16 protein-coding genes are annotated in these 16,586 nt (G+C 56.4%); all 16 read right to left on the reverse strand.

The genetic code is table 11. From position 1 onward, the window contains the following. Positions 1-104: 104 nt before the first annotated feature. The 16 genes from rlmB to ACTU3N_RS21235 all read right to left on the reverse strand — a co-directional run bounded on the left by rlmB (position 105) and on the right by ACTU3N_RS21235 (position 16,581). Positions 105-839, reverse strand: coding sequence for a 23S rRNA (guanosine(2251)-2'-O)-methyltransferase RlmB (rlmB, locus tag ACTU3N_RS21160; RefSeq protein WP_443088101.1), 735 nt, complete (start codon positions 837-839; stop codon positions 105-107). A gap of 95 nt (positions 840-934) precedes the next feature. Next, positions 935-1,735, reverse strand: coding sequence for an ABC transporter ATP-binding protein (locus ACTU3N_RS21165; protein ID WP_443088102.1), 801 nt, complete (start codon positions 1,733-1,735; stop codon positions 935-937). Then, on the reverse strand, positions 1,732-2,724 hold the full coding sequence (locus ACTU3N_RS21170; protein ID WP_443088103.1) for an ABC transporter ATP-binding protein: 993 nt from the start codon (positions 2,722-2,724) through the stop codon (positions 1,732-1,734). The genes ACTU3N_RS21165 and ACTU3N_RS21170 overlap by 4 nt, the downstream gene beginning before the upstream one ends. After that, positions 2,717-3,574, reverse strand: a complete 858-nt coding sequence (locus ACTU3N_RS21175; protein ID WP_443088104.1) for an ABC transporter permease — start codon at positions 3,572-3,574, stop codon at positions 2,717-2,719. The genes ACTU3N_RS21170 and ACTU3N_RS21175 overlap by 8 nt, the downstream gene beginning before the upstream one ends. After that, the gene (locus ACTU3N_RS21180) at positions 3,571-4,530 is read right to left on the reverse strand and encodes an ABC transporter permease (protein WP_443088105.1); all 960 of its coding nucleotides are present in this window, start codon (positions 4,528-4,530) and stop codon (positions 3,571-3,573) included. The genes ACTU3N_RS21175 and ACTU3N_RS21180 overlap by 4 nt, the downstream gene beginning before the upstream one ends. Positions 4,531-4,542: 12 nt before the next feature. Further along, positions 4,543-6,105, reverse strand: a complete 1,563-nt coding sequence (locus ACTU3N_RS21185) for an ABC transporter substrate-binding protein (protein ID WP_443088106.1) — start codon at positions 6,103-6,105, stop codon at positions 4,543-4,545. Between the two features lie 19 nt (positions 6,106-6,124). Further along, positions 6,125-7,342 (reverse strand): M20 family metallopeptidase, encoded by a 1,218-nt coding sequence (locus tag ACTU3N_RS21190; RefSeq protein ID WP_443088107.1) that lies wholly within the window; start codon positions 7,340-7,342, stop codon positions 6,125-6,127. 55 nt (positions 7,343-7,397) lie between these two features. Further along, entirely contained in the window at positions 7,398-8,177 is a 780-nt protein-coding gene (locus ACTU3N_RS21195; protein WP_443088108.1) for an ABC transporter ATP-binding protein, read from the reverse strand. Beyond that, positions 8,177-8,947: an ABC transporter permease gene (locus tag ACTU3N_RS21200; protein WP_443088109.1), complete on the reverse strand. Its 771-nt coding sequence runs from the start codon at positions 8,945-8,947 to the stop codon at positions 8,177-8,179. The genes ACTU3N_RS21195 and ACTU3N_RS21200 overlap by 1 nt, the downstream gene beginning before the upstream one ends. After that, positions 8,944-9,951 (reverse strand): taurine ABC transporter substrate-binding protein, encoded by a 1,008-nt coding sequence (locus ACTU3N_RS21205; RefSeq protein ID WP_443088110.1) that lies wholly within the window; start codon positions 9,949-9,951, stop codon positions 8,944-8,946. Before ACTU3N_RS21205 ends, ACTU3N_RS21200 begins: the two co-directional genes overlap by 4 nt. Positions 9,952-10,014: 63 nt before the next feature. Then, complete coding sequence (locus ACTU3N_RS21210) at positions 10,015-10,773, reverse strand: aspartate/glutamate racemase family protein (protein WP_443088111.1); 759 nt, start codon at positions 10,771-10,773, stop codon at positions 10,015-10,017. Continuing rightward, entirely contained in the window at positions 10,760-11,773 is a 1,014-nt protein-coding gene (locus ACTU3N_RS21215; protein ID WP_443088112.1) for a D-cysteine desulfhydrase, read from the reverse strand. Before ACTU3N_RS21215 ends, ACTU3N_RS21210 begins: the two co-directional genes overlap by 14 nt. A 178-nt stretch (positions 11,774-11,951) precedes the next feature. Continuing rightward, positions 11,952-14,381: a ribonuclease R gene (rnr, locus tag ACTU3N_RS21220; RefSeq protein ID WP_443088113.1), complete on the reverse strand. Its 2,430-nt coding sequence runs from the start codon at positions 14,379-14,381 to the stop codon at positions 11,952-11,954. Positions 14,382-14,418: 37 nt separating this feature from the next. Beyond that, on the reverse strand, positions 14,419-14,844 hold the full coding sequence (nsrR, locus tag ACTU3N_RS21225) for a nitric oxide-sensing transcriptional repressor NsrR (protein ID WP_443088114.1): 426 nt from the start codon (positions 14,842-14,844) through the stop codon (positions 14,419-14,421). Between the two features lie 149 nt (positions 14,845-14,993). Beyond that, the gene (gene purA / locus ACTU3N_RS21230) at positions 14,994-16,292 is read right to left on the reverse strand and encodes an adenylosuccinate synthase (RefSeq protein WP_443088115.1); all 1,299 of its coding nucleotides are present in this window, start codon (positions 16,290-16,292) and stop codon (positions 14,994-14,996) included. A 91-nt stretch (positions 16,293-16,383) separates the two neighbouring features. After that, positions 16,384-16,581: a DUF2065 domain-containing protein gene (locus ACTU3N_RS21235; RefSeq protein WP_443088116.1), complete on the reverse strand. Its 198-nt coding sequence runs from the start codon at positions 16,579-16,581 to the stop codon at positions 16,384-16,386. Positions 16,582-16,586 lie beyond the last annotated feature (5 nt).

A 16,586-nucleotide genomic window follows, 5' to 3' on the forward strand; every position in this document is an offset into this window, starting at 1 on the left:
GGCAAAGCGCGCACGGGGGATGAGACAAAATAGCACAACAAAAACGGGGGAGATGACCTGTAAAACCATCCTTTAAATGGATGGTTTTACAGTATTCATATGTATTACAGGCTGCGCTGGCGCACGGCCTCGAACAGGCAGATGCCGGTAGCAACCGAAACGTTGAGGGATGAAACACTGCCCGCCATCGGGATGCTTATCAACTCGTCGCAATGCTCACGGGTCAGGCGGCGCATACCTTCACCTTCGGCTCCCATCACCAGCGCCATCCGGCCAGTCATTTTGCTCTGGAACAGGGTGTGATCCGCTTCGCCTGCGGTACCGACAATCCAGATGTTCTCTTCCTGCAACATGCGCATGGTGCGCGCAAGGTTGGTCACGCGAATGAGCGGCACGTTTTCCGCCGCGCCGCAGGCCACTTTCTTCGCCGTGGCGTTTAGCTGGGCTGATTTATCTTTCGGCACAATCACCGCATGCACGCCCGCCGCATCGGCGCTACGCAGACACGCCCCCAGGTTATGGGGATCGGTAACACCATCAAGGATCAGTAAAAAGGGGCTATCAAGGCTTGTTATCAGATCCGGCAGATCGTTTTCCTGATACTGACGCCCGGGTTTAACACGCGCAATGATCCCCTGATGGACTGCGCCTTCGCTTTTTTCATCCAGATACTGGCGGTTAGCCAGCTGGATCACCACACCCTGCGCTTCCAGCGCGTGGATCAGCGGCATCAGACGTTTGTCTTCGCGACCTTTCAGAATAAACACTTCCTGAAAGCGCTCCGGAGCGCGTTCCAGCAGCGCCTGCACCGCGTGGATGCCGTAAATCATTTCACTCATTAATGGTACTCAGTTGGGGCGGTTTGCGCCGCGTTATAAGGCCGTGATAGTCATCACCTGGGCCTATTATAACCGACGCGCGCCTCAGGTCGAACTTAACCATTCGCCACGGCACGCGGCTTCCCCAGGCCCACCGGCTGCGCGGGTAAAATCGCATCAAGCAGATAGCGCGTATAATCATGCTGCGGATGGGTAAAAATCGCCTCTCTGCTGCCTTGTTCAACAATCGCGCCGCGCTGCATCACCCCGACGCGGTCGGCAATATGCCTGACGACATTCAGATCGTGAGAGATAAACAGGTACGCCAGCCCATATTCACGCTGTAACTTCATTAAAAGATTGAGTATTTGCGACTGGATAGAAACATCCAGCGCCGACACGGGTTCATCACAAATAATCAGCTGCGGCTTGAGGATCAACGCGCGCGCAATACCTATGCGCTGCCTTTGCCCCCCGGAAAATTCATGCGGGTAGCGCGCACCATCTTCCGGGCGCAGACCCACCAGGCTTAGCATCTCTGCCACGGCCTGTTTTCGGTTGCCGATGCCATGAATAATCAGCGGCTCTTGCAAGCTGTAGCCGACCGTGCGTTTCGGATCGAGTGACGAGAGTGGGTCCTGAAAAATCATCTGTATATCTTTACGTACTTCGCGCCAGCGGGTAGCGCTTTGTTGCAGCAGCGAACGCCCGTTAAACAGGACTTCGCCTGCCGATGCCGGGGTTAACCCCAGGATCAACCGCCCGGTGGTGCTTTTCCCGCTGCCGGATTCGCCCACCAGCGCCCAGGTTTCGCCGGGTTGAATGGTAAAGCTGACATCATCCACCGCCTGAATACTCTGCCCGTGGCGGCGGTAGGTTTTGCACAGATGGCGTACGGTCAGTAGCGGTGTATTCATAATGGCAGCACGCCTGTTTCATTGGCTCGCCAGCAGCGAACCAGATGGGAAGATGAGCCGTTTTCCTGCAGTAAAGGCGCTTGCTCGCGACAGCGCAACTGCGCCAGTGGGCAGCGATCGGCAAAAACACAGCCGGAGGGCAGCGCATCCAGCGCGGGCATACGGCCAGGAATTTCCTGTAACGCCGTCTTCGCCTGATGTTCAGCCCGTGGGCGCGCGGCCATTAACGCGCGGGTGTAAGGGTGCCGCGGGTTGGCAAAAAGCGTATGCACATCGCTCTGCTCTACCACCTGCCCGGCATAGAGCACCACAACGCGCTGGCACAAACGCGCCACCACGCTCAGATCGTGAGTGATAAACATAATCCCCATCCCCGTCTGCTGCTGGAGCTGCTCTAACAGAGAGAGAATTTGCGCCTGAATGGTGGCATCCAGCGCGGTGGTGGGTTCGTCGGCTATCAGTAATGCGGGCGACGCGGCGATAGCCATCGCAATCATCACCCGCTGGCGCATACCGCCGGAAAGTTCATGCGGCCAGGCGCTGGCGCAACGACCAGGGTCAGGGATACCCACCTGCGCGAGCAGCAAGAGGATCTTCTCCTGCCGCTCGCTGCGTTTAAGCATCGTATGCAACCGCAGGCACTCTTCAATCTGTTCGCCCGCCGTCATCACCGGATTGAGGCTGGAGAGCGGATCCTGAAAGATCATCGCCATCTCCTGACCGCTCAACTTACGGCGCGCCGTTGTCGAGAGGGTATGCAAGGGTCGGCCATTGAGATGGATTTGCCCTTCTGTTCGGCTAATGCGCGAAGAGAGTAGCCCCATCACCGCCTGTGCCGTCACGCTTTTCCCACAGCCGGACTCGCCAATAATTCCCAGCGTTTCACCAGCGTTCACCTGAAAAGAGAGATGGCGCACCGGGGCGATGACGCCCTTTTGCGTAGCAAAACGGACGTGTAAATTATCGACACGCAGCACCGCTTCAGCCATGTTGTTCTCCTTTTTTCAGCAGCCGCAGGACCCGGCGAGGCAGCGGTTTAAGGCCTGGATCGGCATTATCACGCAGATCGTCGCCAATAATGTTTAAGGCAAGGATCAGCAGCACAATGGCAACACCGGGGAAAAAACTCATCCACCAGGCGGTAAAGATCACCGCTTTACCCTCCAGCAGTAAATTTCCCAGGCTCGGCATCGGCGCCGGAATACCGGAGCCCAAAAAGCTGAGCGCAGCTTCCGTCAGAATAGCCACGGAAAAGACCCAGCTTACCTGCACAATAAAGGGCGATACCACGTTGGGCAGCAGGTGCAGCCAGATAATGCGCGACGATGAAGCCCCCTGGACACGGAGCGCCTCAATAAAGTTTTTCGCCTTGATAACCCGCCCCGCACCACGAATCACCCGCGCAATCGACGGCACGTATACCAGCGACAGCGCCAGCACGACATTTGAGATTTTCGGCCCCAGCACGCCAACGATAGCAATGGCGAGCAACAGTGAAGGAAAGGCAAACAAGCCATCGCACACGCGCATCAAAATCCTGTCAACCGGATGATACCAGGCGCACAACAGCCCGATAATCAGCCCGGCCACGCCGGAAATCACCGCAACCGAAGCCCCTACCGATAGCGAAACCCGTACCGCCAGCGCGACACGGACAAACAGATCGCGACCAAAATTATCCGTGCCAAACCAATGCGCGGCAGAAGGCGGTTTGAGCCGGTTTAGCGGATCGATACTGTAAGGATCGAAAGGGCTAAACGCGCTGGCGAACCAGGACAACAAGACGATTGCCACCAGCAGCGCGGGCCAGATCCATTGCGCAGAATTTTTTCGCATCATTCGTTCTCCGCCCCCTCTACGGCTAAACGCGGATCGGCCAGGTAGCTGAGCAGATCGACGGCCAGATTGATAAGGACATAACAGACAGTTATCAGCAGCACGACGCCCTGGACAACCGTGACATCGCGCCGCTCAATTGCGTCAACGATCAACGATCCCACGCCCGGAATACCAAACACGCTCTCAATAACGATGGTGCCGGTAACCAGCGAGGCGAACGATTCCCCGCAGATAGTCAAAATGGGGATCAGGCTGTTTTTCAGGGTATGGGTCAAGAGCACGCCCCGCTCCGGCACACCTTTGGCGCGGGCGGTATGAATAAAGCCTTCCTGCATCACATCCAGCATCACGGCGCGCGTCATGCGGGCAATCAGCGCCGCAATCCGCAGCGCCAGCGCGATAGCAGGTAATGTCAGGTACCAGATATTCATCAGTAAATCCGTATTGGTGGAGCGATACCCCACCACCGGAAACCAGCGCAATTGCACGGCAAAAAAGAAGATCAGGAACAGGCCCAGCAGAAAGCCCGGCACTGACATACCAAACGTGGCGATCGCGCGGATCGCTCTGTCAGCCAGTCGCCCATGCTGCCAGGCGCTGATAACCCCGCCCAGCAAACCCAGCACCAGCGCAATGCTCTGCGCATACAGCGCCAGGGCAAGCGTGGGAGGCAGGTGTTGTAAAAACAGCGCCATCACGCTGCTGTTTAAAAATAGCGAATGGCCGAGATCGCCCCGCAGCACCGCGCTAAACCAGTGCAGAAACTGCACAATCAGCGGTTTGTCCAGCCCCATCTGCTGGCGCAGCGTAGCGACATCTTGCGGGCTGGCATCGTTTCCGAGGATCACCTGCACCGGATCGCCTGGCGCCAGATGCACCAGGCAGAACACCACCACCGAAACCACTAGCAGTACCGGTAATAGCGCCAGCAGCCGATGAAATAAAAACCGCTTCATCACACGCTCCCGTCAGGGCTGGCTGATGCTGATATTCCACAGCACCGGCCCATTCAGATCCGTAAAACCCTGGACATTATTTTTTACCGCTACCGGGTCCGGCGTCGTTCGCCCCAGCACAATGACCGGCAGATACTGCCAGGTCAGGATGTTGAGTTTATCCACCAGTCCCTTTGCCGCAGAGAGCGATGGCGCTTGCTTGATGGCGTCCAGCACGGCATCTATCTCCGGGTTGTTGCTAAGGCCGGGGAATTTAGCGCGGGAATCAAGAAAAGGGTATTGATGCAGCACCTGGCGCATGGTGAACTCCAGCGCGCAAAGATCGAAGTTTTTCGGATCCTGGCGGCGTTGTAACACCGTGGGCCAATCATAGACATCCAGACGCGATTTCACGCCAATCTGCTTTAATACCTGCTGCGCAACAATCGCCAGGTTATACAGCTCGGCGTACTCTTTAGTGGCGATAATGACCACCTCCTCGCCACCATAACCCGACGCTTTTACCAGTTGGCGCGCTTCGTCAAGTTTGTGCTGATTCCAGTACGGCTTACCGGCTTCACTGTACCAATCCACCTGTTCCGGGAAACCCAGCGAGGGATCTTCTTTAAAAAATCGCGGATCGCTGTAACCGGCCAGCAGCACCTGGTGAACATCAAGCGCCAGATTAAACGCCTGACGCAGCTTCACGTTGGCAAACGGCCCCTGGTTTTTATTAAACAGATACGTTATGAGCGAACCGCCGCTATTGGGTTGAAACAGCGAAAGATCCGGCGCGCTACTCAAGGTATCGATATTGTCTTTCGGCAACTGGAACACCAGCTCATACTCCCCGGTCATTGCGCCAGCCAAGCGAGTAGATTCATCGGTGATATAACGAAACCAGATATCTTTAACGTTGGCCTTTTTCTGCCCGGACAACCCGCTGGCCGGTTCGCTACGCGAGGTATACTGGTCATAACGCGTCAGGTGCAAAAAATCCCCGGTTTTAAATTCGGCAAGCTTATAAGGCCCGGTCCCCACCAGCTCTGTCACGGGCTTCTTGCTGCTGTTCGCGGCGTCGATAATGCGCTTTGGCATAATGGCGGCGATGTTTTTCACATCCGCCAGCACATTCAGGGTGATGAGCGACGGCGCAGGTAGCGTCAAACTGACGGTGCGCGCATCGATTTTGCGAAACTGCACACCGGGCAGGTTAGCTTTGCCTTGCGTAGAGACCGCCAGCCAGCGGTTCATGGAGGCCACCACATCATCGGCGGTCAAAAGCTGCCCGTCATGAAAATGGATACCGTTGCGCAGCACAAACGTGTAAGTCTTGCGATCCTCGCTAAGGGTATAGCTCTCCACCAGCTCCGGCACCGGCTCGTACTGCGCATTGATGGTAAATAGCGTCTCAAAGATATGGCGATCGACATCCGAGGTTGCGTTATTGGTGGTTAAATAGGGATCGAGCGTGCCGGGGCGGTTGCCGTAGGCAATGTTCAACGTGGCGTCACGATTGACGCTCTGCGCTTGTGTATTTTCCCAGGGTAAAACCGCCGCCAGCAGCAGAACAGCGGTAGAAAAAATGGTTTTCATTATTATGCTCCGGTGAGGTTCAGGCCGCTTGTGTCGCCGTCTGGCGTCCGGCGAACTCATCTTTGGTTTGCTGTAACAGTGCCGAATCGGTCAACAAACGCAGCCCGGTACGTGCCAGCACGCGCGCACCAGTGACCAACGCCGCATAGCCTTGCGCAGAATTGGCCGCCTCGCGAAACGGCACGGTATGGCCAATTAACTCATCCGGGCCGATTTTGATATAGGGATGCGCCGTAGGAACCGCGTGGCTGATATCTCCGGCATCGGTGGAACCCAGGCCCTCTTTTTCGCCCAACTCGACCTGTTCTCCGGCGGCGGTAAACTCCTCCAGCAGTACCTGATTGAGCGTGTGGTTAATGCGAAAATCACGCGGGCCAACCTGATGCTCAATCTTCACCGTTGCGCCCGTTGCCAGCGCTGCGCCTTCGGCAATAGCGCGCAGGCGTGGTTCAAGCGCCAACACCTGCTCGCGGGTTCGCGCGCGAATGTAGAAATGCGCCGCGGCATATTCCGGGATAACATTCGGCGCCTGCCCGCCATTGGTGATGATGCCATGCACGCGCACGCCATCCGGTAATTGCTGGCGCAGTACGCTGATGCCGTTATAAAGCAGCACCAGCGCATCAAGCGCGTTGACGCCTTTATGCGGCGAACTCCCGGCGTGTGAAGGCTTACCGTAAAAGTGAAAAAAGAGATGATTATTGGCCAGTGAAGGCCCGGAGAGACGGGTTTTCCCCGCCGGATGAACCATCAGCGCCACATCCACATCCTGCAAAAAACCATGCTCGATAAAGCGTGCTTTCACATTACCGTTCAGCCCGCCCTTACCGCGTAAACCGCCCTCTTCGGCAGGCGTGCCGAGCACCACCACTTTGCCGCCCGTCTCGTTAATCGTTTCGCTCAGCGCGACGGCGGCGGCGATGCTGGTCACGCCAATAATGTTATGACCGCAGGCGTGGCCAATATCGATAAGCGCATCGTATTCGGCCAGAAACGCAATGGTCGGCCCAGGCTTACCGCTCTCCTTTAGCGCATAAAAAGCGGTTTCATGCCCGGCGACGTTCGAGGTCACGTTAAAGCCATGTTTTTGCAACAGCGCGGTAAGCAGGCTATTGGCGTAGTACTCGTTATTACCCGTCTCCGGGTGCGCGTGGATCTCTTTGGCGATCGCAATATATTCATCACGATGTTTATCAATACTCTGTTCCAGACGGGCTTGTAATTCGCTAATGCTCATCGCTTCCACCTTACGTTGTGACAGTTGTCTGTTTCCCGACGCCGGGGCATATCCTTTAACTCAGATGCCGCTTTGCCTCCCTGCGTACACGGTGCAGTACATGCTGTTTGATAGCGCTGTAGTGCGGATCGCTGGCAATGGTTTCGATATCGCGCTCGCGGCCAAACGGCAGCGTAATGTCCTCGACAATTTTTCCCGGACGTGCGGACATAATCAGGATGCGATCGGCGAGAAATAGCGCCTCTTCCACATCGTGCGTGACGAACAACAGCGTGGTGCGGGTTTCCAGCCAGGCCTGGCGCAACAGCTCCTGCATCATCAGGCGCGTCTGGGCATCCAGTGCGCCAAACGGCTCGTCCAGCAACAGCACCTCCGGGCCGGGTAGCCAGGCGCGCGCCAGCGCTACGCGCTGTTTCATACCGCCGGAAAGCTGCCAGGGCGCGTGCTGCTCAAACCCTTTCAACCCAACGCGCGCCAGCCAGTCCAGCGCCTGCGCATTGACCTCTTGCTGGCGATATTTACCCAGCCGTGGGCCGAAGGTGACGTTATCCAGCACCGATAACCACGGAAACAGGTTCGGTTGCTGAAAGATCATCCCGCGCGACGGGCCAGGCTTCTGCACGGCTTTGCCGCCCGCCAGCACCTGGCCGCTATCAGGGCGGGTAAAACCGGCGACCAGGTTCAGAATGGTGGATTTACCACAGCCGGAAGGCCCGAGCAGCACCACAAACTCTCCCGGTGCCAGCGCCAGCGAAATATCTTCCAGCACGGTAAACGGTCGCGGTTTTGCAGCGAACGTCAGAGATACATTTTCCAGTGCAATATGTGCAGTCATCACTCTTTCCCCGCCCAGGGCACTAACAGCCGTTGCAGCCCCAGCAGCAATAGATCCAGCAAGTAGCCAATACCGCCCAGCAGCAGAATGCCGAGCATCACAATGTCAGTACGCAGATAAGAACTGGCGTTGATCACCATCCAGCCCAGGCCTGAGCTGGCGGCCACCATTTCTGCTGCGATAAGCGATGTCCAGCCAATACCGATAGATAAACGTACCGTGGTAAACAGCTCCGGCAGCGCATCCGGCAAAACGACGCGCAAAAAAATTTGCTGCTTTGATGCCCCAAGCGTCTGCGCCACGCGAATGCGCGCGCGGCCAATCCGCTCCACGGCGGCGCTGGCACCGACCACGACGCTTAAAAAAGTGGCGATGAAAATCAGGAAGAACTTTGATGATTCGCCGATGCCGAGCCACACGACGGCCAGCGGTATCAGGGCGATTTTTGGCAGCGGGCGCAGAAACTGCACAAAAGGGTTAAGCACCGCCGAAAGCCCAGCGGATAGCCCCATCAGCAGACCCAGCGGAATACCGATAACGATAGCAACAGCGAAGGCGCTTAACGCGCGGGCAAGACTGACGGCGATATGCTCCCACAGCGGCACCTGGCGGTAACCCTCAGCCAGCAGCTCCTCGGCGGTAAGACCAATGTCCGTCAACGAGGGCAGTAGCAGCGGATCCACCCATTGACGGGTGGCCGCGACTTGCCAGAGCATTAGAAAAATCACCACCGACAACACGCTGATGGCGATGTGCTGACTCAGTTTCATTGCGGGTTTACCGCCGCATCGCGAATGTAACGCGAGTTGATGGCGCTATCCCAGTTTGACGGGATATCACGCTTGCGGATCTCGCCGATCCCGGCAAGGAAATCAGACGTTTTACTCAGCGCTTTACCAATGCCGCTGGCGGAGGTCCCGGTGCCATTGCCCAGCCAGGCGGCCGTCCCCTGTTCACTCAGCGTAGGGTATTCCAGCCCGCCCAGGGTGTTAGCTGCGGTCGTCACTGGCGCGCCAACTTCTTTGGCGACGATGGCGGCTGCACGCTCAGGGTCTTTTTTAAACTCTTCCACTTTCTGCTGGTGTACACGCAGGAAAGCGGTGACCGCTTGCGGATACTGCTCGGCAAAGGCTTTACGCACGACATAGTTGTTGTAAATCAGGTAGCCATCTTTTTGCAGATCTTTGGTGGCAAACACCTGATGCCCACCGGAAGACTCCAGCTCCTGCGCAAACGGCGCCCAGACGTAGCCTGCATCGATATCGCCCCGTTTCCAGGCAGCGACCATCTCTGCCGGGCGCAGCGGCAACAGGGTGATTTTGCTGCGATCGAGTTTGTTGACCGCGATCGCCGCTTCCAGCGCATATTGCGCCGTGGAGTTGGGCGGGTAAGCCACACGTTTGCCTGCGATATCATGGATAGTGTTAATACCCTCTTTGCCGATCAAACGCTCATAGCTGGCGATCACCCCGGAAACACCAATAATTTCCACGGGCAATTTGCGCACAATTCCGGCGGTCGCCGGGCTGGAGCCAAAATTAGCAATATCTATCGCGTTACTGGCGAAATAAGTTAATGCATCGGCCCCGGAGGCGAATTGAACCCATTTGACCTTACTGTTTAGCGCCTTATCCAGCGAGCCGTCAGCTTTTGCCAGCATTAATACTTGCGAGCCGCCGCTATAAGCGATTCGCACTTCAGTGGGTGTTGCTGCATAGCCGGAATTTACCCATAAGCTACCCGCTGCCAGTAATAAGCAGAGACTTTTCTTCATTTTATTTAACCTTTTTATTGCGATGTAATTAGCGCTAAATCACTATATCGGCAGAAGTCGTTTTTATTTATTCAAATTATTGCTTTGGGTATGCGAGAAATAAGAATGACGGGATTCAAGCCATATTTCCGCGCAACGTTGCGCCAACAATTGAGCCGGATCGTCGGCAAGCGTAAGAAACGGCGCATCAATCGCATGCAGAGCAACCGGCACTTCGGTGCAGGCAAGCAGGAGCCTTTCTGCCCCGCGCGCGAGCAGGGCGCGAGCTTGCAAGGCCAGCAGCTCTCCCCCTTCCTGCAACGCCCCGCGTTTTACCGCGTAACAGCCCGGCACAAACCATTGCTGTAGCTCTTCGTGTGCAGGAAGTAGCGCCTCGATCCCTTTTGCGGCTAAAGCGTTTTGATACCACCCCGCATCAAGCGTGCCCTGCGTCGCGATAAGCCCTACCCGCTGCGGCTGTTGTGGCAGGCCAGCCAGATGATCCAGCGTGGCATCAACAATATGTAATAGCGGCGCGGCGCTGGCGCGGCTGAGGTCGTCAAACCAGTGATGCGCGGTATTACAGGGAATAACGATATGCGTGGCACCAGCCTGGTTAAGTTTGCCGATACCGTGCAGCATCTGCGGCAGCGGGGAAGGGCCTGATCCGGCCAGAGCCTGTTGCCGATCGGCAATTTGCGGCACATTCCACACCACCGAGGGCAGCTGCTGCTGATCGCTGTCGGCCGGTGTTGCTGCCAGCAATTTATACTGAAAATCGACCGTGGCGAGCGGCCCCATGCCGCCCAGCACGCCGAGTAAGAAGGGCTTAGCTGCGGGCATAGGCTTCCAGCACCTGACGATAGCCAAACAGCCCGGCAGACCCACCGGTGTGGATAAAGACGACGTTTTCGTCTCGCCCAAAGTGGCCCTGACGAATCAGATCAATAAGCCCGGCAGCGCCTTTGCCGGAGTAAACAGGATCAAGCAAAATACCTTCGTGGCGGGCAAACAGCGTCAGGGCTTCCAGCATTGCTGGCGTCGGCTGGCCGTAGCCATCACCGACATAATCACTATTAACCATCACGGCATCGCGCGGCAGCTCTCCTGCAACACCCAGCAATTCACGCGTACGGGAGGCAAGATTCCAGACGTTCTCCTCCTGTTTAGCCCGCGGTGCGCGAACGCTAATTCCCAGCACCGGCACCTGGCTATTGCTGGCGGTAAACCCGGCGACTAACCCGGCCTGCGTGCCGGTACTGCCGGTGGCATGCACGACACTATCAATACGCAAACGTTGCTGTGAGGACTGGTACAGAAGTTCTTGCGCACAGGCAACATAGCCCAGCGCGCCAATGGCGTTGGACCCGCCGCCGGGAATGACGTAGGGGTTATGCCCCTGCTTACGCAGCTCATCGGCCAGCGCTTCCATCGCCTGCTGCATATCAGTACCGGCCGCCAGATGCGCCACGATTTCACCGCCCAGCAATTCATCCAGCAGAATATTTCCGGAGCGCTGATAATCTTCGCCAAAATCCGTGACGCGTTTTTCGAGCAGCACTTTCGTCGGCAGGCCGAGCTTTGCCGCTCCGGCGATGGTCTGGCGCACATGGTTCGATTGCGTCGCCCCCTGGGTAATGATGACGTCGGCTTTTTTTGCCTGCGCATCCGCCAGTAAAAACTCTAGCTTACGGGTTTTATTGCCGCCTGTTGCCAGACCGGTCGCATCGTCACGCTTGATCCATAATTTGGGGCCGCCTAACAGCGCGCTTAAATTATCCAGCGGTTCTAACGGCGTGGGGAAATGACCTAATGAAAGGCGGGGAAAACGAGCCAGATGCATAATTGCTCCTTGCAATATAACGCCGAAGCGTAAATACCACGGCAGAAAGAGAATAAATATAAAGTCTCTTCACTATATAGGCTCGCCCTGTCTGGCTAACGACAAATAATTAATAATGATGTGCAAAAAATGGCTAATAAATAAAAAACCCCTTCACCAGGGAAGGGGTTGGTCAATATTACTCGGCGCTTTTCTTTTTCGCGGCGCGTTTCGCTTTGGTGGCGGCGGCAATTTTTTGCGTTTTAGCCGAGGGCTTTTTCGCTTTTTTGCCTTTGCCTTTGCCCGGCTCACCACGGAAGGCGCTGTCCGGCTCAAAGTTCGCCTTTTTGCCTACCTGCCGACGCGGCTTTTTCTTCGCTGAACCGTTCGCGTTGCCTTTTTTGCCTTTTTCGCGCGCGGTTTTACCCACGTTGCGCGGCGCGCGTTCGCTGGAGATCAGTGAGAAGTCGATTTTGCGCTCGTCCATATTGACCGCTTCGACCCGCACCTGCACGCGATCGCCAAGGCGATAGGTCTGCCCGCCGGACTCGCCAATCAAACGCTGCCCGACCTGGTCGAAGCGATAGTAGTCGTTATCCAGCGAGGAGACGTGCACCAGCCCGTCGATAAACAGCTCGTCCAGGCGCACAAAGAAGCCAAACGTGGTGACGCTGGCAATGACGCCGGGGAAGATGTTGCCCACGTGATCCTGCATAAAGTCGCACTTCAGCCAGTCGGCAACTTCGCGGGTTGCTTCATCGGCGCGGCGTTCGGTCATCGAACAGTGCTGGCCCAGTTGCAGGATCTCTTCCATGCTGTAATGCCAGCCGCCGGTTTCAGTGCTGTTGCCCTTGTGCCCCTGCTCTTTCGCCAGCAAGTATTTAATGGCGCGATGCAACGAGAGATCCGGGTAGCGGCGAATAGGCGACGTAAAGTGCGCATAGGATTGCAGCGCGAGGCCGAAGTGGCCACGGTTTTCCGGATCGTAAATCGCCTGTTTCATCGAGCGCAGCAGCATGGTTTGCAGCATCTCGGCATCCGGGCGATCGGCGATGGACTCCAGCAGCTCGGCATAATCGCGCGGTTCCGGCTTGTTACCGCCGGGCAGCTCAAGACCCAGCTCCGCCAGCACAGTGCGGAAAGAGGTGATCGCCTCCGTCGTCGGTTTGTCGTGGATACGGAACAGCGCCGGTTCCTGCGCTTTCTCCACAAAACGTGCGGCGGAGATATTGGCGAGGATCATGCACTCTTCAATCAGTTTGTGCGCGTCGTTACGCTGCGTCTGCTCGATGCGCTCAATACGGCGTTCAGCGTTAAAGATAAACTTCGCTTCTTCGCTCTCAAACGAGATGCCCCCGCGCTCAGAACGCGCCTGCTCCAGCACTTTGTAGAGGTTATGCAGCTCTTCAATATGCCGGACCAGCGGAGAGTATTGCTCGCGCAGCTCCTGGTCGCCTTGCAGCATATGCCACACCTTGGTGTAGGTCAGGCGCGCATGGGAGCTCATCACCGCTTCGTAGAATTTGTAGCCGGTCAAGCGCCCCTTCGCCGAGAGGGTCATTTCACAGACCATACACAGGCGATCCACCTGCGGATTGAGGGAGCACAGGCCGTTTGAAAGCACTTCCGGCAGCATCGGCACCACTTGCGACGGGAAGTAGACAGAGGTGCCGCGATTGCGGGCTTCGCTGTCCAGCGCCGTGCCGTGGCGCACGTAGTAGCTCACGTCGGCAATGGCAACCCATAAGCGCCAGCCGCCGCCGCGTTTTTTCTCGCAGTACACAGCATCGTCAAAGTCACGGGCGTCTTCACCATCAATGGTGACCAGCGGCAGATTGCGCAGATCCACACGCCCTGCTTTCGCCGCTTCCGGCACCTGCTCTTTCAGCGAGGCTATCTCTTTTTCTACCGCAGGCGGCCAGACGTAAGGAATTTCATGGGTGCGCAGCGCCATATCCACGGCCATACCGGTGCCCATATTATCGCCGAGCACCTCGACGATTTTACCGACCGCTTTGGTGCGACGCGTTGGGCGCTGGGTCAGTTCGACCACCACCACGTAGCCCATACGCGCGCCCATAATATCTTCCGGCGGGATCAGGATATCAAAGCTCAGGCGGCTATCGTCAGGCACCACGAAGCCGACGCCAGCTTCGGTGAAGTAGCGACCAACAATCTGGCTGGTTTTCGGCACCAGAATGCGCACAATACGCGCTTCGCGACGACCTTTGCGATCGGCGCCCAACGGCTGAGCCAGCACCTGATCGCCGTGGATACAGGTTTTCATCTGTTCGCTGGAGAGATAAAGATCGTCTTTGCGACCTTCAACGCGCAGGAAGCCGTAGCCGTCGCGGTGGCCGATGACCACGCCTTTCACCAGGTCCAGGCGTTCCGGTAGGGCGTAGCACTGGCGGCGGGTAAAGACCAGCTGCCCGTCGCGCTCCATCGCTCGTAGCCGACGGCGCAGGGCTTCTTGTTGCTCTTCGCCTGCAATATTCAGTTCAACGGCCAGTTCTTCCCGGCTAGCTGGTTTTTCGCGTTTGGCTAAGTGATCGAGGATAAATTCGCGGCTGGGAATGGGGTTTTCGTATTTTTCAGATTCGCGTTCGAGGAAAGGATCTTGTGACATTGAGGTCCTCCGTTGTCAGCTCTGGCGGAAAGGTATGTCATTCCACCAGCAATAATTTATAAAGCGGTTGATTCTCTTCAACCAAATCAGCCAGTGTGTAGTTATCCAGTTCCATAAGAAAACTTTGCACGGCTTTTGAAAGCGCCATTTTCAGGCGGCAAGCGCTGGTGATATGGCAAAACTCGCTGCTGCAATTCACCAGCGTCAGCGGTTCCAGCGAGCGCACAACATCACCAATGCGAATATCTTGTGCGGGTTTACCCAGGCGGATGCCCCCGTTTTTGCCCCTGACGGCCGCGACATACCCTTCGCGACTCAGTTGGTTGATTATCTTAACCATATGATTACGGGATACGCCATACGTTTCAGTGACTTCTGTAATGTTGGTCATTTGCCCGTCCGGCAGCGATGCCATGTAGATCAGGGCGCGTAAACCGTAATCGGTAAAGCTTGTTAACTGCACATCAACCTCAGAACCAGAGAAAAGGTGAGATACCCACAGGTATTGACTTTATTGATGATAAACCAGCCACGAGTAATGCCGCTAATTTATTTGAACAGAAGGGTAAAAAAGCGAGGAAAAGGGGCGCTAATGAGCGCCCCGATGCGTGATTATGCGTCGAACGGGTCGCGCAGGATCATCGTTTCAGTACGATCCGGACCGGTGGAGATAATATCAACCGGGACGCCGGTAAGTTCTTCGATACGTTTGATGTAATCCAGCGCCGCCTGCGGCAGACCGCTGCGTTCTTTCACACCAAAAGTCGATTCAGACCAGCCAGGCATGGTTTCATAAATGGGCTCAATACCTTCCCAGTTATCTGCCGCCAGCGGGGTCGTGGTCACTTCGCGGCCATCAGGCATGCGGTAAGCAACGCAGATTTTCACCTCTTTCAGGCCGTCCAGCACGTCCAGCTTGGTCAGGCAGAAGCCAGAAAGGGAGTTGATCTGCACTGCGCGACGCACGGCAACAACATCCAGCCAGCCGGTACGACGGCGACGACCCGTGGTGGCACCGTACTCATTACCCTGCTTGCACAGGAACTCGCCGGTCTCATCGAACAGCTCAGTCGGGAACGGGCCAGCACCCACGCGGGTGGAGTAGGCTTTGATAATGCCGAGCACGTAATCAACGTAGCGCGGGCCAAGGCCAGAACCGGTCGCCACACCGCCAGCGGTGGTGTTGGACGAGGTAACGTACGGATAGGTACCGTGGTCGATATCCAACAGCGTACCCTGCGCGCCTTCGAACATCACGAAGTCGCCGCGTTTACGCGCCAGGTCGAGCAGATCGGACACATCGACAACCATCGCGGTCAGGATGTCGGCAATCGCCATCACATCATCGAGCACTTTCTGGTAGTCAACGGCTTCAACTTTGTAGTAATTCACCAGCTGGAAGTTGTGATATTCCATCACTTCTTTCAGTTTTTCGGCGAAAGTGGCTTTATCGAACAGATCGCCCACGCGCAGACCACGGCGGGCCACTTTGTCTTCATACGCAGGACCGATGCCACGGCCGGTGGTGCCGATAGCTTTTGCGCCGCGCGCTTTTTCACGCGCCACGTCCAGCGCGACGTGATAGTCAAGGATTAACGGGCAGGCTTCAGAGAGCAGCAGACGTTCACGAACCGGGATACCACGGTCTTCCAGTTCTTTCATCTCTTTCATCAGCGCAGCCGGAGACAGCACCACACCGTTGCCGATGATGCTGGTGACATTTTCACGCAGGATACCTGATGGAATCAGATGGAGGACGGTTTTTTCACCGTTGATTACGAGAGTATGGCCAGCGTTGTGACCGCCCTGATAGCGAACAACATATTTAGCCCGTTCAGTCAGAAGATCAACAATCTTCCCTTTACCTTCGTCACCCCATTGGGTGCCCAGTACGACGACGTTGTTACCCATTTTTCAAAATCACCGTTTGCTTAAAAATGGATTCTACCACCGCTTTTTTCCGGAATCAGCACTTTTCCCGGCAAAAATGGCCATTCTTTCTTCAGCCAATCGTTTTCCTCAACATGTAGTAGATAACCACACCGGCAACCACAAGCCCACCGCCAAAGCGGCGCAAAAGATGGTCAGGCAACAGGCTCAGCGAGGCTATCATCCGCCGCCAGGCGCGTGGATAAAGCATCGGTCCGAGACCTTCGAGTATCAAAACTAACGCCAGAGCCAGCCAGATAGTTGAGTTCATTCCCC

Source organism: Vagococcus sp. WN89Y (assembly GCF_052220145.1).
Lineage (GTDB): Bacteria > Pseudomonadota > Gammaproteobacteria > Enterobacterales > Enterobacteriaceae > Kosakonia.